Source organism: Pseudomonas arabinosi (assembly GCF_047758675.1).
Lineage (GTDB): Bacteria > Pseudomonadota > Gammaproteobacteria > Pseudomonadales > Pseudomonadaceae > Aquipseudomonas > Aquipseudomonas arabinosi.
Window position 1 is genome coordinate 5,324,656 of sequence record NZ_CP180480.1, and the last position, 20,481, is coordinate 5,345,136.

Below are 20,481 nucleotides of genomic sequence, written 5' to 3' on the forward strand. Positions count from 1 at the left end.
GCTCTAAGAACACCTCGGTCAGTCCCCTCGCCCCTCTGGGGAGAGGGTTAGGGTGAGGGGACGATATCCCTGACTCAACAACCAACTGCGAACCACCCGTCCCTGCTCCACCGTCAACCCCGCCAAAACCTGCTCGGCCGGTTCGGTCCGCAACCGCCGCACCAACGGCGCCAGCTCAACCCCTTGCACATGCCAGATCCCCAGCGGCTGATCCGCCGTGATCACCACCTCGGCTTCATCCACAAAACCCTCTTTCAACACCGGGGCCCGCTCGATTCTCAGCGAGGAAAAATCCGCCTCGGCATGCGCCACTTCAGCATCCGGCCACTGCCGCCGTGCAAGCCAGAATGGCTGCTGCAACCAACGCTGTTCATCAGCATAAAAATCCCGCCCGATCCGCGCAAAACGCAAAAACAACTGCTCCACCCGTTGCTGATGAAAGCGCTGAGCCAACGCCGCTCGCTCGGGTTTGCGCAACAACGTGTTAATCACCGTCGGCGCCTGTAACGCCGAGGACAATGACTGAAAAATTCCGTTGCCCGACAGCGGATCCACCGCCATCGCCGCGTCGCCGACCCGAATCCAGTTTTCGCCACACACCTGCGGGCAAAGAATCGCAGTGCTGCTGCGCGCATGCAGTTGCAGGTCAATTTCCGGCTCGGCGCCGAAAAACGCCCGCGCCAACGCCGAACCTTGGCGCCGTTGACGACAGTAATCGAGCAACATCGCCTTACCCGGCAATTGAGCACTGGCCACGTCCACCGTCCATTGCCAGTAACACTGACCGTCGGCTCGCCGGGCCATCCAGGCCCAGCCGTCCTCGAGGCTTTCCACCGCACTGGCGGTGCTGCCCGGCGTGCCCTGCCAGCGATTGAGCAGGCTGACCGTCTCCGGCCCGCGCAGGCCTTTGCCCAGCGCTGGTGCCTGACGCCCACGCGCCTCAACCAGAAAATCCGCCAGCAGCGCCTCGCGCCCTTCGACCTCGATCCGATGCCCCGAAACCGATGACTGCACCGTCAGCACGCGGCCTTCGATCAGCTCAACGCCAGCCAGGCGCAGATCCTCGCGCAAGCCTCGATCAAAGCTTGGGCGATCCAGTAAAAATTCGATGTTCTGCGCATGCTGCTGGCCGTTCCATGACACCTGTCGTTGCGACGGCAGCGCCGCATCCGCCAAGGCTTGATGAAGCCCCGCGCCACGCAAGGCCTCCAGCACCCGAATGGAAACGCCTTCCAGCGCCGCAAACCGCCGCCATTCACTGACCAGCGTCACGGGATAACCGAGCCGACGCAAACCCAAGGCAACCGCCGCTCCCGCGGGCCCTGCGCCAAGAATTAAAATCATGCTCCGAAGCGCCGTTCAGGGCCGCGATAACGGGCATTCTCCCGCAGCCATTCGATGACCTGTTCGTTGCTCGCCTCGGGATGTGCCACCAGGAACCCCGCGATGTGCCCGCTCAACGCCGCACAGCCGAGACTGGCGCCAGACTGCCCCGGATAGGTGCCATGCACGCACGCCGCGAAATCCGCCTGAGCACTGTTGAGCCATGACCATTCCTGTTCGGCACAACGGGCATCGCCGGTAACTCGCAGCACCTGTGGATAATTCGCCGGAAACACGCCCTCGCCCTGCGCCGGACTGGATGCACAGAGCAAAATACCTCGCGCTACCGCCGCGGCACAGGCTTCACGCAACAGGCTGCGATCCTGACGCAGACCCAGGCTCAAATTGATCAGCCGAACGTCCTGCGCCACCAGCCAGTCAATCGCCGTGGCGATCTGCAACGCGCTGGTGACCCCACGCTGGTCGAACACCTGAGCCACACAAAATACCGCCGACGGCGCTCGCCGACCGATGGCCTCGATCACCGCACTGCCGTGGCCCAGCGGATCGTCGCGCAAGTCGCTCTCGGCCAATCCATCCGCCAGCAACGAGAAGCGCCGCCCGGCGACCACTTGCACCCGCTGCGCTGCTGAGTGACCGCTGTCCACCACACCAATCCGCAGTTCAGGCTTCATGCAGCACCGTTTTTGAAGTGAGCACGCCGTCGAGCAATTCGAAGCGTAAATCGGCATCGGCCAAGGTTGAAGGACGGTGGCTGATGAGGATCCGCGTACGCCCGGCAAACAGTCGGTCGATGGCTTCGATGACTTCGCGTTCGGTGGCTTCATCCACCGCCGAAGTCGCTTCGTCCAGCACCAGAATCAACGGGTCCTGCAACAGCGCCCGGGCGATGGCGATGCGTTGTTTCTGCCCGCCGGACAACTGCTGACCGCGTTCACCCAACGGACTGTCGAGGCCTTCGGGTAACGACTCGATCAGGCTGTCGAGTTGCGCCAGACGCGCCACTTCGGCAATCGCTTCACGGCTGGCGTCCGGCACCGCGTAGGCGAGGTTGTCGGCGAGGCTGCCGCGAAACAGCACGATGTCCTGACTGACCACGGCAATCCGTCGACGCAGCTGAAACAGATCCAGTTCGCGCAAATCAACCTCTCCCAGCAACACCCGGCCGGACTGAGGGTCGTGGTGCCGTTGCAGCAGGTCGATCAGGGTTGATTTACCGACCCCGGAGCCGCCGCTCAGGGCGACTTTCAAACCGTAGGGAATTCGCGCTTCGATGCCGCGCAGGGTTGTCGGGCGACCGGGATGGCTGAAGTGCACATTGTCGAAACGCAGCTCGCCAGAGGCCGGCATCGGCTGCGGCGTGACCGGCGTGAGAACGGTCGGCTCTTCGCCGCGCAACTCCATCACGCGCCCGAGGCTGACGGTCATTCGTTGGACCGCGACATAGAGACCCAGCAGGCTCTGTACCGGTCCGACGGCCATGCCCAGGTAGGTGGAAAACGCGATCAGCGCGCCCAGTTGCCAGGTCCCCTGCACCACCCAATATCCGCCGATCAGGAACGCGCAGGCACGGGACAGAGACGTCAGTGTGCCCGGCACCGCCTGAGTGAAAAACTCGGTGACTTGCAGGCGCAGCAACTGGCTCATGTAGCCTTGGCCCAGTGTCTCCAGGCGCCGCGATTCACGCTGTTGCTGGCCGGCAGACTGGATGAATTTCATCACCGGCAAGGTCTCGACCATGAACGAGGACATGTCCGCCGAGCGCTCGCGCAATTGCCGCACATCGCGCTCGACCTTGCGCCGCATCCAGCGTAGCCAGAGCACGTCGAGGGGAATCAGCACCAGCGCCAGCAACGAGAGTTTCCACGACAGGGTCAGCAGCATCGCCACGGCGCAGACCAGACCGATCACGCTCGACACCGCCGAGAACAAGGAGTCCACGGCAAAGCGCTGGATCTCTGCGACGTCGCCATCGAGGCGCGACATCAGGTCGCCGATGCGGCGCTGTCCGTAGAAGCTCGGCGAGAGGGTTTGCAAATGCCGATAAAGGTCATCGCGCAGGGCAAACAGAATCCGCCCGGACAGCCGCGTGTGCAGGTAACGGTTGATTCCCGACAACCCCGTTCCGAGCAGCCCGGCCACGATCATCAGCCCGGCGATCAGCACCAGCATCGGAAAGTTGCGCGCCAGCAGACCATCGTCGATCAGCAGTTTGGTCAGCCAGGGCTGGACCAACACCAGCAACGAGGCACAGACCGATAACCCGAGCAGCCCGGCAATCGCCAGACGATGGGGCCGCACGAAGCTGTAGAGCCAGCGCAATGCCGCTTGCAGGGCTTCGGGGTTCTGGCTGTCGATCAGCCGAACGATCAAGCGCTGCATCACGAGCGCAACTGTTTGAGCTTGCGATACAAGGTCGCGCGGCTGATGCCCAAGGCGTCGGCGGCGGCCGAGACGTTGCCCTGATGAGTGTCCAGGGACTGGCGAATCAGCTCCAGCTCATTCTCGCGAATGCTGCCGGTCTGAGGGCGTTCGCTGGCGCTCAACTCGTCGAGCATGCTGTCGGGCAAGTGGTCGAGGGTGAGTACGGTGTCCCCCGGCTCGCGCATGGCCAGCGCCGTGCGCAAAACCATTTCCAATTGGCGGATGTTGCCCGGCCAGTGATAGCCGCCGAGCAAGCGGTTCAAGTCGTCATGCAGGACCATCGTCGGCGCATCCAGCTTGGCCAGCAGGCGAGTGACCAGACCGCTGAAATCCTCACGCTCGCGCAACGCCGGGAGCATCACGCTGATGCCGTTGACGCGGTAGAACAGGTCCTCCCGGAAGTGTTTGTCTTCCACCAGACGCTTGAGGTCCCGGTGCGTGGCGCAGATCAATGCGACGTCGATGTCTTGTTCTTCACCGGCGCCCAACGGTGCCACTTTGCGGTCCTGCAACACCCGCAGCAGACGGGCCTGCAAGGCCAGCGGCATGTCGCCGATTTCATCGAGAAACAAGGTGCCGCCATGGGCCTGTTGCAGACGACCGATCATGCCGCCGCGGCGGGAGCCGGTGAACGCGCCTTCGCGGTAGCCGAACAGTTCCGACTCGATCAGGCCTTCGGGGATCGCCGCACAGTTGACTGCGACGAAGGGTTTGTCGCAGCGGGTGCCGGCCATGTGCAGGGCGCGGGCGATGACTTCCTTACCGGTGCCGGTTTCGCCCAGCAGCAACACCGGCAGCTCATTCGCCAGGCCTTGACGAGCCATGCGCAAGGCTCGGGCATACCGGACATTGCTGCCGGCCAGGGATTCGAGATCCGGTTGTGCTTTGGCGGTTTTCGCGGTGCTGCGCGGCGGCGTGCTGACATTGATCGAACGCTGCGGCGCACGCAGGGTTTTGTAGAAGAACTCTCCTTTGGCCGTTTGCAGACTGCCGACACCGCCCTGATGCAGACGCGACAGCAGTTGCAGGCCATCGACGCCCAGAAACTCTTCACAACGTCGACCGACCAGCGCCGAGCGCTCGGCGTGGAGCAACTGACAGGCCTGGGCGCTGACCGCGAGAATCTGTCCGCCAAGGCTCACCGCCAACAGACCTTGCCAAGGGGATTCGAGGTACTGCCGACGGCTGTGGAAGGCCAGGACGATCTCGTCCGGATAACTGGCGTTGAACACTCGGCTTTCGATCTGGCTGACGGCCATGGCCAGCAACGCGGTGCTGTCGTGAACACGACCGAGCGGGCCTTCGCGGGTCAGGTCGAGTACGCCGAGGATGTCGCCTTGGGGGCAGTAAATCGGCACCGAGGTGCAGGAGAAATCGGTCAAACGATCGAGGTAATGTTCGCCGCAATCGATCATCGTCGGCCGGGCTTCCACCAGTGCGGTGCCCAGCGCGTTGGTGCCGCGAGCGGCTTCGCTCCAGCAGGCGCCGAGGGTGATGTCTTGCAGGCCGCTGCCCTTGAGGCGATCGGCGCGTCCTTCGACGGCGAGGATGGTGGCATCGGAATTGGCGAGGATGATCAGCCCTTCCTTGCCTTGGCGTTCGGCCAGGTAATCGATGGCCGGCAATGCCGCATCGATCAGCAGCCGATTGCTCGCCAACAGCACGTCGAGGCTCGCGCTCGATTCCAGCGCCAGCTCGTGCTTGGCATTGAAATGCACGCCATGGCTGAGGCTACGCCGCCATGAGGCATCGATTTCCGCCCGCAACACGCCATCCGGGACTTCGCCCTCGAGATGGAGTTTTTCCCGGGCCAACCGGGCTTCGCGGTGCAGTTTGGGAGGAGTTGTTTTTATTAGCGTCATCAAGCGCTCGGGATCGGTCCGCCCTGCGCTTTTTTAAGTTCAGCGCCCTGCCGCAATCTTTACGTTAACGTCAGGGCGATGGCAAGTGCCTTACAGCGCTTGTGTTCCGTCAGGTCGACCGCGTTATCGTTCTTCGCGAGCAGGCTCGCTCCCACAGGTCATGCGCAAAACCTTGTGGGAGTGAGCCTGCTCGCGATTGCGATCTACCAGACACCAAAGATCTCAAAGGTTCCACACCTCGGCATTCACAAAAAACGCCCGCGCATTATCCTCAAGACTCTCCAGGTGATACCCGCCCTCCTGCACAATCAGACACGGCAACCCAAGGCTGCGAATCCGCTCGCCCAGCCGCGCAAACCCTTCACGGGTCACCGCCACTTTGCTCTGCGGATCCAGCTCGAAAATATCGAAGCCCAAAGACAACACCAGCACCTCGGCGCCGAAGTCTTTCACCGCCGCCAATGCCACGTCCAACTGACCCAGGAAGTCCGCCTCACTGGCGCCATGCGCCATCGGCAAGTTGAGGTTGAAGCCCTCGCCCTTCCCGTCTCCCCGCTCATCAGCGAACCCGGCAACCCCCGGATAGAAGTTGGTCGGATCGCCATGCACCGAGACGTAGAGCACGTCATCGCGGTCGTAGAAAATCTCCTGAATTCCCTGCCCGTGGTGCATGTCGGTGTCGAGCACTGCGACGCGCTCAAATCCGGCACGCAAGACCTGCGCCGCCACCGCAGCGTTGTTCACATAGCAGAAACCGCCCGCCGCCTCGGCCCGGGCGTGATGCCCCGGTGGACGGCACAAGGCGTAAGCCGCCGGCTCGCCATCGAGCAAGGCTTGGGCGCCAGCGATCGCGCTTTGCGCCGACCAATAGGCCGAACGCCAGGTCTGCTCGCCCACCGGGCAACTGCCGTCTGCCAGATAGCGCGCGGCTTGGGCGAGAATCCCGCGCAGGGCGTTGGGCTCGCGGACGAAGATGTTCGACATCACCTCGTCGCCCCAGTCCTCGGGAATCTCCTTCCAGCGCTGATGCGCTTCCTGCAAAAACGTCAGGTACGGCGCGCCGTGGACCGCCAACAGCGGATCGAGCCCGGCATCGACCGGTTGCTCGACTTTGAAGCCCAGCGAGTGCGACGCCTGGACCAACCGCTGAGCGCGTTCGGGCACTTCCTGCGGCGTGCGCATCTGCCCGCGGGAGTAGTAGCTGCGTGGATGGTGAAGCAATTGTTCGGGGTGGAAAAAACTGCGCATGGGGTTAATACCTGTCAGTTAACCTGGATCTTGAATCCGTTCGCGTTCAACTGTGGGAGCGGGCTTGCTCGCGAATGCGGTGTGTCAAACAACATTTGTGTCTACTGACACACCCTCTTCGCGAGCAAGCCCGCTCCCACAGGGATTGTATTTATTCAGCTCTTCCGGCACGGGCCAGCACGGCGTTGAGCAACACATCAGTGCCCTGACGCACGTCCTCGGGCAGCACGTCTTCGGCTTCGTTATGGCTCAAGCCGCCGACGCAAGGAATGAACACCATCGCCGTCGGGCAATACCGCGCCAGATGGATCGCATCATGCCCGGCGCCGCTGACAATCGATTGCTGAGCGTAGCCCAGCGCGTCCACCGCCTGCTGCACGGCCGCCACGCAATCGGCATCGAACGGTGTTGCCGGGCTGATCCAGTGAGGCGTAATCGTCAGGTTCAAGCCTCGGCTATCGGCAATCGCCTGAAGCCGCTCGCGGACTTGCTGCTCCATGGCCTCAATGGCTTCGTCGCGGTGATGACGCAGGTCGACGGTGAAATTCACCAGCCCCGGAATGGTGTTGCGCGAGGACTTGTTGATGCTCAACTCGCCGACAGTGGTTAGCCCTTCGGGGGTGAAATCACTGGCCAGGCCTTCGATTGCCTGGATCATTTGTGCGACGCCGTACAAGGCGTCCTTGCGCAACGGCATCGGCGTTGTACCGGCGTGGGCGGCCATGCCTTCGACCCGCACGTCGAGCCAGCGAATTGCCTGGCCACCGCTGACCACGCCGATGCTTTTGGCGTTGTCTTCGAGGATCGGACCTTGCTCGATGTGCGCTTCAAAGTACGCATCCACCGCGCCGCCAAACGGGCGCTCGCCGGCATAACCGGTGCGTTGCAACGCCTCGGCAACGCTGATGCCGTCGATGTCACGCACCGCCAGCGCTGCGTCCAGTGGCATGATCCCGGTGAACACCGCCGAGCCGAACATCGCCGGGGTGAAGCGTGCGCCTTCTTCGTTGGTCCACACCGCCACTTCCAGCGGCTTGCGGGTCTGGATGCCGAGGTCATTCAGGCAACGCACCACTTCCAGGCCGGCGAGTACGCCGTAGACGCCATCGAAACGCCCGCCTTCAGGCTGTGTGTCGAGGTGACTGCCCATCATCACGGGCGCAGCATCGGGGTCGGTGCCGGCGCGGCGGGCGAACAGGTTGCCGATGGCGTCCACGCTCAGGGTCATGCCGGCTTCGCGGCACCAGTGGGAAAACAGTTCGCGGCCAGCCTTGTCTTCATCGCTCAGGGCCAGGCGGCAGCTGCCGCCACGGGCAGTGGCGCCGATTTCTGCCATGTCCATCAGACTCGCCCAGAGGCGTTCACCATTAATGTTCAACATGAGGTACTCCTGGAAATACGTTAATCAAGCGTTGGCCATTTCGAGGCGTTCAGCGCTGGCATGGCGACGGGCAAGGGACAGGACACAGATCAGCGAAGTCGCGGCAATCAGGCTGTAGAACACCGCCATCGGCCACCATTGGCCGGCGAACTTGTGTGCCAGCAAGGTGCCGATCAGCGGCGTCAGGCCACCGGCCACGGCGCCGCAAATCTGATAGGCCAACGAAATCGCGGTGTAGCGCACGCGGGTCTCGAACATGCCGCTGACGTAACCGGCGATCACCGCGTAGAACGACGCCATGCACACCACCGCCAGGGCGATGCCGAGGATGATCAGCGGCGCCTGGGCCGAGCTGACCAGCACGAACATCGGGTACGGCGAGGCGATGGCCAACAACGACACCAGGCACAGGAATCGCGTTGCGCCCATTTTCTCGGCGACCCACGCCGCCAGCGGTTGAATGCAGAACTGAATGATCGCCACCACAAACAGGCACTCAAGGATCAGCGAGCGCGGCAGTTCGAGTTGCTGGGTGGTGTAGGCGATCATGAAGGTGTTGGTGAAATACACCCCGGCGATCCCGAGGGTGTTGGCGCCGATGCACAGCAGTAGCGGGCGCCACGCGGTACGCAGGACTTCCATGACCGGCGCCTGCTCTTTGCGCGTACTTTTGCGGGCCAGTTCGCGGCTGGCGAGGAACTCCGGCGACTCATTCACGCCCAGGCGAATCGCCAGGCCCACCAGCAGCAGCAACGAACTGGCGAGGAACGGCAGGCGCCAGCCCCAGCTCATCAGGTCTTCTTCCGGCAGACGGGTAACTGCGCTGAAGGCCAGCAACGACAGAATCAAACCGGCCGGGCTGCCGAGTTGCGCAAAGGATGCGAAGAAGTTGCGTCGACCTTTCGGCGCATGCTCGCCGGCCATCAACACCGCCCCGCCCCACTCGCCACCGACGGCGATGCCCTGGACGATGCGCAGCAGAATCAGCAGCACCGGCGCCGCTGCGCCGATTTGTGCGTAGGTCGGCAGCAAGCCGATGCAGACCGTGACCACGCCCATCATCAGCAACGTGATGATCAGCGACTTCTTGCGGCCGATGCGGTCGCCGATATGGCCGAAGATAATCCCGCCCAACGGCCGCGCAAAGAAGCCCACGGCGAAGGTGCCGAAGGCGGCCATGGTGCTGAACAGTTTGTCGTCTGAGGGGAAGAACAGCGCGCCGAATACCAGCGCGGCGGCGGTGGCATAGATGTAAAAGTCGTACCACTCGATCATGGTGCCGATAAAGGCTGCGGCTGCCGCACGGCGCGGCTGAGGAGAAGCGTGGGGCTTCATGGGTCGGTCTCCTTTGGTTATTTTTTTGGCAGGAGTGAAACTGCAAAATCAAGGCGCTCTGACGGCGCCTGTCTGGAGATGATTTATCGTCTTGGGGCTATGATTAGTCAATTTTCTATTTATTATGCGGATTATTACGTCAGCTTATAATCGAGAGCCGCCATGGCCGAACGCGATGTACAACGCCTGCTCAATGACCGTCTGGACTGGAACCTGTTGCGCACCTTTCGGGTGATCGGTCAGGAGCTGAGCATCAGCCGCGCCGCCGCCCGCCTGCACCTGACGCAACCGGCGGTGAGCCAGGCGCTGAAGCGTCTGGAGGAGCAACTGGGCCGACAATTGATCGCCCGTCGCGGGCCACGGTTTGCCCTGACCGAGGTCGGCGAGCAGATCTTCGAACTGGCCGGGGAAATTTACGGGCAGATGTCCCAGGTCAGCAGCGTGCTGGAGCAACCGGCCGACGAAGTGATCGGCAAGGTTCGCTTGCTGATCATCAGCCGGATCTTTTCGGAGCGCTTCGATGACTTCCTCGCGGACTTTCATCGCCAGCACCCGCGAGTGGATCTGGAAGTCGACGTGATGCGCAGTTCCGACATCGTCAGCGCCCTCCAGGAAAAAACCGCGACCCTCGGCCTGAGCCTCAATCGCCGCCCGCAACCGCGCCTGGAACAACGGCTGTTCCTGCGTCAGCGCTATGCGTTTTTCTGCGGCAAGCACCATGCACTGTTCGGCCAACAGAACGTCGCCGAAGGGGATTTGCAGCGGGAGAACTTCGTCAGTTTCACCAGCGACCAGATCGGCGGCATGCTCTCGCCGCTGACGATTTTTCGTGATCAGCAAGGCTTCAGCGGACGGATTGTCGCCTCGTCACCGAGCCTGGAAGAAGTCCGGCGACTGGTGATCGCCGGGTACGGAATCGGCTGTTTGCCCGAACACGTGGTGGCGGCGGACGTCGACGCCGGATTGCTCTGGCGCCTGCCGCCCCACGAAGGGATTGCCGATGTGGACATTCATTTGCTGTGGAACCGCGAGCAGCGCATGAGCCGAGCCGAGACGATTTTTCTCGAGAGCCTGCAACGCTGTTTGACGGCTTAAACGCGTAACACCTGCGCCACCGGCTCGCCCGCACGCAAACGCTCGAGCAAACGCGGCTCGGCATTATCGCAAGCCAAGGCCTGTTCGATGACGCCCGCCGCGGTTTGCCAATCGAGAAACAGCACGCCGTTGTCGTCCGCCAGCACCAGATCCCCCGGTTGCACGGTGACACCGGCACAGTGGATCGGCTGATTGATCTGACTATCGCCACGGCCATGCAACTTGGTCGTCAGGAGGCTGGTGCCGCGAGCGAAGACCGGCAGCCCGGCCTCGCGCAGTTCGAGCAAGTCGGTCACCGCGCCGTCCACCACGATTCCCACCGCACCGGCGCAGCGCGCCGCGCAACTGGTGACGGCGCCCACCGGGGCGTGTTGCCAGTCACCGTCGGTGTCGATCACCAGCACATCGCCCGGTTTTATCAGCGCCAAAGCCTGGTTGACGGCGATGGCATCGGCGCCCACCAGTTTCAACGTCAGCGCGCGGCCGACCAGTTTCACATTGGGCACCATGGCCCGCAGTTGCGAGTCGGCAAAGCCTTCCTCGAGAAAGTGCCCAAGGGTCGGAAAGCTCACCGCGTTGAGTTGCTCGATCAGCTGCGGCTCATCCATGTTGCGCCTCCTTGGCAATCAACTCGGCGACACAATCGATTTCCAGCGACACGCCCCACAGCGCCACACACACCGTGGTGCGGGCCGGTGGCGCATGGCCGAGGAACTCGCGATACACCGCGTTGAACGGCTCCAGCTGCGCGGGATCGGTGAGGTACGCATTGACCTTGATCACGTGGCTGAAGTCGGACCCGGCTTCAATCAGGATCGCCTCCAGATTGCGCAAGGTTTGCCGCACTTGTTCGGTGAAGTGGGCGGGCTGGTCATCGAGCCCGCTCTGGGCCGGAATCTGCCCGGCGGTGAACACCAGGTGGCCGCTGACGACCGCTTGGGAGTAAGGACCGACCGGGCCGATGAAGCCCGGGGCCGACTGAATTCTGCGCATGTTGTTGAACTCCATTGATCAGGCAGCGGCCGATTTGACAGATTTGCCGAGTGCTGGCTCGTTGGCCGGCACTGCCGCTGGGACTTCACTGATGTCTCGCTTGAAGGTCTCGGTCAGCAGCAACAAGGCCACCAACGAAATCAATGCGGCGCCGATCATGTACCAGGCTACCGAAGAGCCTTTGCCGGTCGCCGCTAGTAATGCGGTGGTGACGATGGGCGTCGCGGCACTGCCGAGCAGGCCGGACAACATGTAGCTGATCGACAACCCGGAATAGCGCACCCGAGTGCCGAACAGTTCGGCGAGGAAGGTCGCGATCGGCCCGTAATTGGCCGCGAAGGCCGTCATCAACAGCAGGTAGCCGAAGATCACACAGGGCAACTCTTTGGTGTCCATCAACCAGAACAGCGGGAACGCCACCAACGCTTCGGCCACGATGCCCGCGACGATGATCGGCTTGCGTCCGTAGCGGTCAGACAGCGCGCCGAACACCGGCAGCATGACGATGCACCAGGCGCAGGACAGCAACACCACGCCGAGCATCACGCTGCGGCTGAACCCGAGGTTCTGCGTGCCGTACGTCAGGCCGAAGGCAACGATGATGTTGAACGACGCCCCGGTCGACATGGTGGCGATCCCGCCCAGCACGACTTGTTTCCAGTACTTGCGAAACACTTCCGCCAACGGCATTTTCACCTGCACCTCAGCTTCCTTGACCTTATTGAAGGCCGGGGTTTCAGAGATGTTCAAGCGGATGTACAAGCCCACGGCGATCAACAGCACGCTGGCCAGGAACGGAATACGCCAGCCCCAGGCCAACAGGTCTTCAGGGGACAGCCACGCGGCAATCAGCAGGAAGGCCAGGTTGGCAATCATGGTCCCGGCCGGAACGCCGATCTGTACCCACGAGCCGTACAAACCGCGCTTGTTGGCGGGCGCATGTTCCACCGCCATCAGTACCGCACCGCCCCACTCGCCACCCAACGCCAGGCCTTGAATCACCCTCAGCAGCAACAACAGGATCGGCGCCCAGATACCAATGGCCGCGTAGTTAGGTAATAACCCGATGGCGAACGTAGCGGCGCCCATGGTCAACAGTGAAACCAACAACATCGACTTGCGTCCCAAACGGTCACCGAAATGCCCGAACAGTGCCGCGCCGACAATCCGGGCCAGGTAGGCCGAAGCAAACGTACCGAACGCCAGTAATGTACCGATCAACGGATCGAAATCCGGAAAGAACACTTTGTTGAACACCAGCGCCGACGCCGTGGCGAACACAAACAAGTCGTACCATTCCACCGTGGTGCCAATCACACTGGCCACCGCTACTTTTTTCATGCTGACTGCAACTTCCGGAGGTGCGCCGGACTTTTCTACAGGCGATAGATCGCTCATTACTGTCTCCAGGAGTTCATCAAGAACTCATATTTAATTGTTTTAACTGGCAGTAAAACGTTCGAGGTGAGGGATTGTTGTTATAGATCGCCCAACTCAGTGGGCGAGTTCGCAAGGCGCTTTCTAATTAATAACCGAGTGTTCGGTCTGCACAATTCAATAACGGCTCACCAGCATTTAAACGGCGAAAGTTCTCTGCTACTTGTTCGGCGATACAGTCGTGAGAGGCCGCCGATGCCATGTGCGGGGTGATGGTGACGCCGGGCATTGTCCAGAGACGGTGATCGACCGGCAGCGGTTCCTGTTCGAAAACATCCAGCAAAGCGCCGCGCAGTTTTCCTCTTTTTAGGGCTTGTTCGAGATCATCGATATTGAGATGACCGCCCCGGCCACAATTGACCAGCGCAGCGCCGTTGGCCAATCGCTCGAACGTTGCACTGCCGAGGATGCCGCGGGTTTCGCTGGTCAGCGGCAACAGGTTGATCAGCAACTCCAATCCGTCGAGAAACGGGTTCAACTTTTCCGCACCGGCGAACGTCTGTACGTCCGGCAAGTCCTTGCTGCGACGCGCCCAACCACGAACGTCGTAACCAGCGGCGGCCAGGTCCTGGGCAATCGCGCTGCCCAACGATCCAAGCCCCATCACCCCAACCTTGAACTGCCCCGCCGCCCGTTGCAGTGGCCGCTCCCAACGCTGGTCCTGTTGCTGCAACTGCACCTGATCGAAGCCGCGGTGATAGTGAATCGCCGCCCAGCGCACGTACTCGGTCATGCCTTGGCGGTGGCCGGGATCGACCACTCGGCAGATCGGCAGATCCGGGCACGACGGGTCGTGATCGAGGTGATCGATGCCGGCGGCCACCGAGTGAATGACTTGCAGATTCGGCAATGCGGCGAGGCTGCCCGGCAAGGGAAACCAGCACGCGGCAATCTGCGCATTCCTGGCCAACGGTTCATCGGCCAGGACTGCCTTGAGTTGCGGCGCACTGCGGGCAAAGGCAGCCTGCAGTTGCTTGAGCAGCAGGTTGTCGCGGGACAGCAAAACCACGGTGTTGGTGACGGTTTTCACGATAAGTAGGACTCGCGCTGGGATTCGATCAGGGTCAGGGCGGCCTCCCAGGCCAGGTCGATGATGTTGTCCTGCTCATCGCGGTCAAACTGTTCGGCGGTGTGTGCGCAGACTTCCGGGGACGGGTAATGCAGCGCCGAACCACCGGACAACGCCGCAACCTGCGCCTGACAGGCACGCTCCAGGAAGTGAATCTCCTGGAACGCCTGGGCCACGCCGGAACCACCGACCAACAGTCCATGGTTGCGCAGGATCATCGCCCGGTGCGGGCCCAGGTCGGCAATCAAACGCTCGCGCTCATCCAGTGACAGCGCGATGCCTTCATAGGTGTGATACGCCAACTTGCCGTAGAACTTCAGCGCGTGCTGACTGATCGGCAGCAAACCTTGCTTCTGGGCGGCGACCGCCATGCCAGCAGCCGTGTGAGTGTGAATCACGCAATTGAGATCCGGGCGGGCCATGTGGATCGCCGAGTGAATGACGAAGCCGGCGGCGTTGACCCGATGACCTTCATATTCCGGGTCAACGACTCGCCCGTCCTGATCGATACGCACCAGGTCCGAAGCGCGCATGCGGTCGAAAATCACCCCGTAGCGGTTGATCAGAAAGTGATGCTCAGGCCCCGGAATACGTAGGGTGATGTGGGTGTCGATCAGGTCGGTCATGCGAAAGTGCGCGACCAGGCGATACAGCGCAGCCAGTTCGCAACGGGCTTGCCATTCAACCGGGCCGATGTGTTCAGGTTTACTCACGAATACACCTCTTTAGCAGCGTGGGTGACGACCGGGTTGGCGCGCAGGCGGGCCAGGCCGCAAACACCGATCAAGGACAGGGCCGAGAGCAAGGTGAAGAACACCGCCAACGGCAACCATTGTCCGGAAAACTTGCTCGCCAGCAGCGTGCCGATCAGCGGCGTGGTGCCGCCGGCCAGCGCGCAGCTGAGTTGGTAGGCGATAGAAATGCCCGAGTAGCGCAGGTGCACCGGGAACGCCTGGGTCATGTAGCCGGCGATCACCGCGTACAGCGCCGAGAGAATCACCACCGCCAGAGCAATGCCGACGGTCATCAGCACAATGTTCTGTGTGCCCACCAGCATGAACATCGGGTACGGCGTGACCATGCACAGCAGCGCGACGAGTTTGAGGAAGCGTCCTTCGCCGATGCGCTCGGCCAGCAACGCGGAAAGCGGTTGCGAGAGCAGCTGAATGACGGTCACCAGGAACAGGCAATCGAGAATCGTCGAGCGCGCGATGCCCTGATACTGGGTGACGTAGGTGATCATGAACGTATTGGTAAAGAAGAACCCGGCCGAACCGATGGTCACGGCGGCGGCAGCAAACAGAATCTGCCGCCAGCAGGTGCGGATCACGTCCTTCACCGGGTACCTGGAAGTCTCATTGTTGTCCCGGGCCTTGGCGAACTCTGGCGACTCGTGAACGCCGGAACGGATCATCAGGCCGACCATCACCAGCACACCGCTGGCGAGAAACGGCAGACGCCAGCCCCAGGCGAGGAAGTCTTCGGGCTCAAGGGATGTCACCAAGCGAAAGGCGATCAAAGCCAGCAGCAAACCGGCTGGGCTGCCGAGTTGGGCGAACGATGCATAGAAAGTCTTGCGCTTGGCCGGGGCGTGTTCGCTGGCCATCAGCACCGCACCGCCCCACTCGCCACCAACTGAAATGCCCTGAATCAACCGCAGCACGATCAGGCCGATCGGCGCCCAGATACCGGCGCTGGCGTAGCTCGGCAACATCCCGATGCCAGCGGTGGCCAGCCCCATCAACGCCATGGTCACCAGCAGCATTTTCTTGCGACCCAGGCGATCACCGAGATGACCGAACACCATGCCGGCCATTGGGCGAGCGATGAAGCCGACGGCGAAACTGCCGAACGCTGCCAGGGTGCTCATCACCGGGTCGTGGCTGGGAAAGAACACTTGCCCGAGCACCAGCGCTGCCGCCGTGGCGTAGATGTAGAAGTCGTAGAACTCGATGGTCGTGCCAATGAAGGCTGCCGCCGCCGCTCGACGCGGTTGAGGGGTAGTGTGCATGCAAGGACCCTGTGTATTTATAGTTTTGGGCAGGTACTGAAGGCTGTTTACGGGTTGCACTCTGTGGCGCTTGTTAGCTTTATCGCTTCCGTGCCAGGATTAGTCAATTTTCAAATTCTTATCTTTACTATTAGCCCTGCTACTACATGGAGTTTTTATGCCCTCCACTTCTAACCCTTGGGTCGGTCGCCGTTTTCTGAATGACCGCCTCGACTGGAACCTGTTACGCACCTATTTGGTGATCGGCCAGGAAGGCAGCATGAGCCGGGCCGCCGCGCGATTGCACATCACGCAATCAGCCGTCAGCCAGGCACTGAAACGGCTGGAGGAACAGTTGGAATGTGTGTTGATTGCCCGTAGCGGGCGGCGGTTTGATCTGACCGAAACCGGGGAGGAAGTCCTGCGCATTGCGGCGGACATTTACGGCGATATTTCACGACTGGGCACGGTGGTAGAAAGTCGTAACGACGACGTGGTCGGCAAGATTCGCATCCTTACCGTCAGCGGCGTGCAAGCACGACATTACGACGAGTTCCTCGCCGATTTCCACGAAACGCATCCGAAAATCGAGTTTGAAGTCGAGGTGATGGGCAGCTCGAACATCATCAGTTCACTGCTGCAAAAGACAGCGACCATTGGCGTCGGCCTGTGCCGTTTACCGCAGCCACGGCTGGAGCAGCGAGTACTGTTTCGTGAGACTTATGCGTACTTTTGTGGGCAGCGTCATCGACTGTTCGGGCAAGAGAATCTGACCTTGGAACAGCTCGCGGCGGAGAACTTTGTCAGCTTCACCAGTGACCAACTCGGGGGCAATCTTTCGCCCCTGACATTGTTTCGCGACCAACAAGGCTTTACCGGCAAGATCGTCGCTTCATCGACGAGTTTCGAAGAGATTTATCGCCTGATCTGTTCAGGGTTCGGTATTGGCTGCCTGCCGACGCACCTGGTACGAAGGGATGTCGAGCAAGGTTTGCTCTGGCGTTTGCCGCCGGAAGATGGGGTGGTGGACTTCGATATCCAGCTGTTGTGGAATCGTGAGCAGAAGATGAGTCAGGCCGAAACCGTGTTCCTCGAAAGCTTCCAGCACATGCTCAGTATTCGTGAGCCTGTGCTGTGAAGCCTTGATCGCTTAGACGTGAGGATCGCCCGGCACTTTGCTCGGTGTAGCGTATTGCGGCTTCAAGTGACCGTCCTGATCGAGTAGCCAGGCGTCCATGATCTGCCGCACCACGGGACCTGCGACGCGACCGCCGGCCTCGCCGTTTTCGATCATCACCGAGATGACAATCTTCGGATGTTCGGCCGGGGCAAAACCGACGAACAAGGCGTTGTCGCGGTTGCGCTCAAGGGTTTTCGCACGGTTGTATCGTTCACCTTGCTTGATCGCCACCACTTGCGCGGTACCACTCTTGCCGGCGATACGGTACTGAGCGCCCTGCGCTGCCGCTCGGGCAATCCCTCGAGCGTCGTGCATCACCATTTGCATGCCATGGTTGACCTGCTCCCAGTCACGCGGGTCTTTCAACAGGATGTTTGGTATTGGATGCTCATCCACTGGCGCAACACCGTCCACGGTCTTGGCCAGGTGCGGCCGGTTCCAGACACCTTTGTTGGCGATCAATGCCGTGGCCTGTGCGAGCTGCAGCGGCGTGACCTGCATGTAGCCCTGGCCGATGCCGAGGATCACGGTCTCACCCGGGAACCATGCCTGACGGCGCGTGGCACGCTTCCAGGCTTGCGATGGCATCAGGCCGGCAGACTCTTCGAACATGTCCAGCGAGACTTTCTCGCCGAGGCCAAACATGGCCATGTAGTCATGCAGTCGGTCGATGCCCAGCTTGTGGGCCAGGTCGTAGAAGTAGGTGTCGTTGGAGCGCATGATCGCCGCGTCCATGTCCACCCAGCCATCGCCGCTGTGGTTCCAGTTGCGGTACTTGTGATCGAAGTCCGGGAGTTGGTAATAACCGGGGTCGAAGACGCGGGTCTGCGGGGTAACGACGCCGGCGTCGAGGCCGGCAATGGCCACTTCCGGCTTGATGGTCGAACCCGGTGCATAGAGGCCGCGCAGTACGCGGTTAAACAGCGGCCGGTCGATGGAATCGTGGAGCGCTGCGTATTCCTTGAAGCTGATACCGGTGACGAACAGGTTTGGGTCGAAACTCGGCTTGCTGACCATCGCGAGTACTTCACCGGTCGACGGATCGAGAGCGACCACCGAACCGCGACGATCGCCCAAGGCTTCCTCGGCGGCTTCCTGAAGCTTGACGTCGAGGCTCAGTACGATGTTTTTGCCCGGGATCGGATCGGTGTGCTTGAGCACTCGCAGGACCCGGCCCTGAGCGTTGGTTTCGACTTCTTCGTAACCCACCTGGCCGTGCAACTGCGACTCGTAGAATTTTTCGATGCCGGTCTTGCCGATGGATTGAGTGCCACGGTATTCCACCGTGTCCAGGGCTTTGGACTCTTTCTCGTTGATGCGGCCAACGTAGCCGATTGAATGCGCAAAGTGCGCACCCATCGGGTAGTGGCGAACGAATTGTGGCTCTACGTCGATCCCTGGCAGACGGAACTCGTTGACCGCCAACACGGCGATTTGTTCTTCGCTGAGCTCGTAGAACAAGGTGACCGGCACGAATGGATGCCGAGCCTGCTTCATTGCCTTGTCGAACAGCGCTCGATCTTCTGTCGGCAAGTGCAGGAGGGTGACGACTTCATCCAGTTCCTCTTTGACATCAGAGGCGCGTTCGCGGGTGATGGTCAGGTTGAAGCTGGGACGGTTGTCCGCCAGAACTACGCCGTTGCGGTCATAGATCAATCCGCGCGTGGGGGTGATCGGCAGGACATGGACGCGGTTGTTTTCTGAGATCGTCGAGTGATAGTCAAATTCGACCACCTGCAGGACATACATGCGCACGACCAGCGCACAGGTAATGGCGACTACGAACAGGGCGCACGCCATCAGTCTTTTATTGACCAGGCGCGTCTCTTTTTCGTGGTCCTTGATCGGTATCGGTTGGGGCATTTCTGCAGCAGCTCTTTGACTGTAAAGGGGGCGCCAATCCGTAGGCTTGAAATCAGTCCATTAAAAAAACGAGCTGCACCATACCAAAAACCGGACGCTCACTTTAGTGCGATTTCCTCTAACGGTTGTCCTTGAAGACTAAAACGACGGTCGGTTTTTTTACGACTCGTGCGTTTTGCTCAAGATTGATATTCCCATTCATGCATTTTTCTTGAAGAAGGGCCTGTAGATACTGGGTGCATGTCATTCCGTTTGGTTTTTTTGGAGTCTTTTCATGCATCCACGATTTCAACGTTTACTGGGCTCCAATGGATTTTCCATTGGGCTTGAACTGCCGCTGGATAATGATTGGTCCAGCGATGGGCAGCGGCTGCGGATTGCCGAAGACCGGCCTTTTGGTGTTCCGGACCTGAAGCAGCACGCCGCTATGGCGCGCCTCGCCGACAAGGCGGGTTTCCGCGCTCTGTGGGTCCGCGATGTGCCGGTTTATGATCCCGATTTTGGTGATGCGGCACAGGTGTTCGAAACCTTTTCCTACCTTGGCTACCTGGCCGGGATCACTGACAACATCATGCTGGGTACAGCGGCGGTTGTATTACCGTTACGTCAACCTTGGTTAACGCTCAAGGCCGCCAACAGTGTTGATGAACTGAGTGATGGACGTCTGCTACTGGGTGTGGCCAGTGGTGACCGACCTATGGAGTATCCGTTGTTTGGTGTGGACTACGATCAGCGGGGAGAGATCTTTCGCGATACGGTTGAGTTGTTGCGCAGCCAAGGTGAAGGACGCTTGCCGGAAGGTGCACGCCTGTTACCGGAGCGAGATCAGCCGGTGCCATTGCTGGTTGCAGGCCTTGGTCAGCAATCTCCAGCGTGGATTGGTCAACACATGGACGGCTGGCTCGCCTACCCCGGCACTCCGGATGAGCATCGGCGCCGAGTGGGACTGTGGCGGGAGGTCGGTGGCGATAAACCCTACATCAGCTTCGTTCACCTGGATCTGGCGGCCAATCCTCATGCGCCGATGCAGCGTGTACGTTTTGGCGGCAGCTGCGGGAGGCTGGCATTGATTGATGAGCTTCAGGCTTTGCGTGAAGCCGGTGTGCAGCATGTTGGCTTGCATCTGCGTCGTAGCGAACGACCGGTTGCCGAGGTTATTGAAGAGATCGCTGAATACGTTCTGTCGAAGTTTCACTAACGATGCTGCTGGAACCAGGGATAGCCGATGGGTTGTCCCTTTTTCGCCACGGCACTTTTCTG

General features: G+C 61.0%; 17 protein-coding genes. 3 read left to right on the forward strand and 14 right to left on the reverse strand.

The window, feature by feature from the left end; translation table 11 throughout:
• Nucleotides 1-18: 18 nt before the first annotated feature.
• The 7 genes from qhpG to ACMXYJ_RS24780 form a co-directional block, all read right to left on the reverse strand.
• A complete protein-coding gene (gene qhpG, locus ACMXYJ_RS24750) occupies nt 19-1,344 on the reverse strand; it encodes a flavin-dependent monooxygenase QhpG (RefSeq protein ID WP_415757310.1) in 1,326 nt (441 codons plus the stop codon).
• On the reverse strand, nt 1,341-2,018 hold the full coding sequence (qhpE, locus tag ACMXYJ_RS24755) for a subtilisin-like serine protease QhpE (RefSeq protein ID WP_415757311.1): 678 nt from the start codon (nt 2,016-2,018) through the stop codon (nt 1,341-1,343). The genes qhpG and qhpE overlap by 4 nt, the downstream gene beginning before the upstream one ends.
• The gene (locus tag ACMXYJ_RS24760; RefSeq protein ID WP_415757312.1) at nt 2,008-3,726 is read right to left on the reverse strand and encodes an ABC transporter ATP-binding protein; all 1,719 of its coding nucleotides are present in this window, start codon (nt 3,724-3,726) and stop codon (nt 2,008-2,010) included. Before ACMXYJ_RS24760 ends, qhpE begins: the two co-directional genes overlap by 11 nt.
• Complete coding sequence (locus ACMXYJ_RS24765; RefSeq protein ID WP_415757313.1) at nt 3,726-5,630, reverse strand: sigma-54-dependent Fis family transcriptional regulator; 1,905 nt, start codon at nt 5,628-5,630, stop codon at nt 3,726-3,728. Before ACMXYJ_RS24765 ends, ACMXYJ_RS24760 begins: the two co-directional genes overlap by 1 nt.
• A 222-nt stretch (nt 5,631-5,852) precedes the next feature.
• A complete protein-coding gene (locus tag ACMXYJ_RS24770) occupies nt 5,853-6,878 on the reverse strand; it encodes a histone deacetylase family protein (RefSeq protein ID WP_415757314.1) in 1,026 nt (341 codons plus the stop codon).
• 151 nt (nt 6,879-7,029) lie between these two features.
• Complete coding sequence (locus tag ACMXYJ_RS24775; protein WP_415757315.1) at nt 7,030-8,259, reverse strand: Zn-dependent hydrolase; 1,230 nt, start codon at nt 8,257-8,259, stop codon at nt 7,030-7,032.
• A 24-nt stretch (nt 8,260-8,283) separates the two neighbouring features.
• A complete protein-coding gene (locus ACMXYJ_RS24780) occupies nt 8,284-9,594 on the reverse strand; it encodes an MFS transporter (RefSeq protein WP_046055142.1) in 1,311 nt (436 codons plus the stop codon).
• 162 nt (nt 9,595-9,756) lie between these two features.
• On the opposite strand from ACMXYJ_RS24780, the gene ACMXYJ_RS24785 reads away from it, so the two are divergent.
• On the forward strand, nt 9,757-10,689 hold the full coding sequence (locus ACMXYJ_RS24785) for a LysR family transcriptional regulator (RefSeq protein ID WP_415757316.1): 933 nt from the start codon (nt 9,757-9,759) through the stop codon (nt 10,687-10,689).
• Here ACMXYJ_RS24785 and ACMXYJ_RS24790 read toward each other — a convergent pair.
• The 6 genes from ACMXYJ_RS24790 to ACMXYJ_RS24815 all read right to left on the reverse strand — a co-directional run bounded on the left by ACMXYJ_RS24790 (nt 10,686) and on the right by ACMXYJ_RS24815 (nt 16,199).
• The gene (locus ACMXYJ_RS24790; RefSeq protein ID WP_415757317.1) at nt 10,686-11,297 is read right to left on the reverse strand and encodes an RraA family protein; all 612 of its coding nucleotides are present in this window, start codon (nt 11,295-11,297) and stop codon (nt 10,686-10,688) included. The two genes, ACMXYJ_RS24785 and ACMXYJ_RS24790, sit on opposite strands and share 4 nt — an antisense overlap.
• Nucleotides 11,290-11,682, reverse strand: a complete 393-nt coding sequence (locus ACMXYJ_RS24795; RefSeq protein ID WP_033061193.1) for a RidA family protein — start codon at nt 11,680-11,682, stop codon at nt 11,290-11,292. Before ACMXYJ_RS24795 ends, ACMXYJ_RS24790 begins: the two co-directional genes overlap by 8 nt.
• Nucleotides 11,683-11,700: 18 nt before the next feature.
• Nucleotides 11,701-13,080 carry an MFS transporter gene (locus ACMXYJ_RS24800; RefSeq protein WP_415757318.1) on the reverse strand — a complete coding sequence of 460 codons (1,380 nt, stop codon included), beginning with the start codon at nt 13,078-13,080 and terminating at the stop codon, nt 11,701-11,703.
• A gap of 127 nt (nt 13,081-13,207) precedes the next feature.
• Nucleotides 13,208-14,149, reverse strand: coding sequence for a 2-hydroxyacid dehydrogenase (locus tag ACMXYJ_RS24805; protein WP_415757319.1), 942 nt, complete (start codon nt 14,147-14,149; stop codon nt 13,208-13,210).
• On the reverse strand, nt 14,146-14,901 hold the full coding sequence (locus ACMXYJ_RS24810) for a class II aldolase/adducin family protein (RefSeq protein WP_008145462.1): 756 nt from the start codon (nt 14,899-14,901) through the stop codon (nt 14,146-14,148). Before ACMXYJ_RS24810 ends, ACMXYJ_RS24805 begins: the two co-directional genes overlap by 4 nt.
• A complete protein-coding gene (locus ACMXYJ_RS24815; protein ID WP_415757320.1) occupies nt 14,898-16,199 on the reverse strand; it encodes an MFS transporter in 1,302 nt (433 codons plus the stop codon). The genes ACMXYJ_RS24810 and ACMXYJ_RS24815 overlap by 4 nt, the downstream gene beginning before the upstream one ends.
• A 157-nt stretch (nt 16,200-16,356) precedes the next feature.
• On the opposite strand from ACMXYJ_RS24815, the gene ACMXYJ_RS24820 reads away from it, so the two are divergent.
• Nucleotides 16,357-17,316 (forward strand): LysR family transcriptional regulator, encoded by a 960-nt coding sequence (locus ACMXYJ_RS24820; RefSeq protein ID WP_095131011.1) that lies wholly within the window; start codon nt 16,357-16,359, stop codon nt 17,314-17,316.
• Nucleotides 17,317-17,328: 12 nt separating this feature from the next.
• Here the strand turns inward: ACMXYJ_RS24820 and mrdA are convergent, their stop codons facing one another.
• The gene (gene mrdA, locus ACMXYJ_RS24825) at nt 17,329-19,221 is read right to left on the reverse strand and encodes a penicillin-binding protein 2 (protein WP_415757321.1); all 1,893 of its coding nucleotides are present in this window, start codon (nt 19,219-19,221) and stop codon (nt 17,329-17,331) included.
• A gap of 274 nt (nt 19,222-19,495) precedes the next feature.
• On the opposite strand from mrdA, the gene ACMXYJ_RS24830 reads away from it, so the two are divergent.
• Nucleotides 19,496-20,419, forward strand: a complete 924-nt coding sequence (locus ACMXYJ_RS24830; RefSeq protein ID WP_415757322.1) for a TIGR03571 family LLM class oxidoreductase — start codon at nt 19,496-19,498, stop codon at nt 20,417-20,419.
• Nucleotides 20,420-20,481: the final 62 nt, after the last annotated feature.

Coding starts and splice junctions, on each gene's coding strand:
- qhpG (WP_415757310.1), bottom strand. CDS start 1,344: ATGATTTTAATTCTTGGCGCAGGGCCCGCGGGAGCGGCGGTTGCCTTG.
- ACMXYJ_RS24815 (WP_415757320.1), bottom strand. CDS start 16,199: ATGCACACTACCCCTCAACCGCGTCGAGCGGCGGCGGCAGCCTTCATT.
- ACMXYJ_RS24790 (WP_415757317.1), bottom strand. CDS start 11,297: ATGGATGAGCCGCAGCTGATCGAGCAACTCAACGCGGTGAGCTTTCCG.
- ACMXYJ_RS24820 (WP_095131011.1), top strand. CDS start 16,357: ATGCCCTCCACTTCTAACCCTTGGGTCGGTCGCCGTTTTCTGAATGAC.
- mrdA (WP_415757321.1), bottom strand. CDS start 19,221: ATGCCCCAACCGATACCGATCAAGGACCACGAAAAAGAGACGCGCCTG.
- qhpE (WP_415757311.1), bottom strand. CDS start 2,018: ATGAAGCCTGAACTGCGGATTGGTGTGGTGGACAGCGGTCACTCAGCA.
- ACMXYJ_RS24760 (WP_415757312.1), bottom strand. CDS start 3,726: ATGCAGCGCTTGATCGTTCGGCTGATCGACAGCCAGAACCCCGAAGCC.
- ACMXYJ_RS24795 (WP_033061193.1), bottom strand. CDS start 11,682: ATGCGCAGAATTCAGTCGGCCCCGGGCTTCATCGGCCCGGTCGGTCCT.
- ACMXYJ_RS24775 (WP_415757315.1), bottom strand. CDS start 8,259: ATGTTGAACATTAATGGTGAACGCCTCTGGGCGAGTCTGATGGACATG.
- ACMXYJ_RS24830 (WP_415757322.1), top strand. CDS start 19,496: ATGCATCCACGATTTCAACGTTTACTGGGCTCCAATGGATTTTCCATT.
- ACMXYJ_RS24800 (WP_415757318.1), bottom strand. CDS start 13,080: ATGAGCGATCTATCGCCTGTAGAAAAGTCCGGCGCACCTCCGGAAGTT.
- ACMXYJ_RS24785 (WP_415757316.1), top strand. CDS start 9,757: ATGGCCGAACGCGATGTACAACGCCTGCTCAATGACCGTCTGGACTGG.
- ACMXYJ_RS24780 (WP_046055142.1), bottom strand. CDS start 9,594: ATGAAGCCCCACGCTTCTCCTCAGCCGCGCCGTGCGGCAGCCGCAGCC.
- ACMXYJ_RS24770 (WP_415757314.1), bottom strand. CDS start 6,878: ATGCGCAGTTTTTTCCACCCCGAACAATTGCTTCACCATCCACGCAGC.
- ACMXYJ_RS24765 (WP_415757313.1), bottom strand. CDS start 5,630: ATGACGCTAATAAAAACAACTCCTCCCAAACTGCACCGCGAAGCCCGG.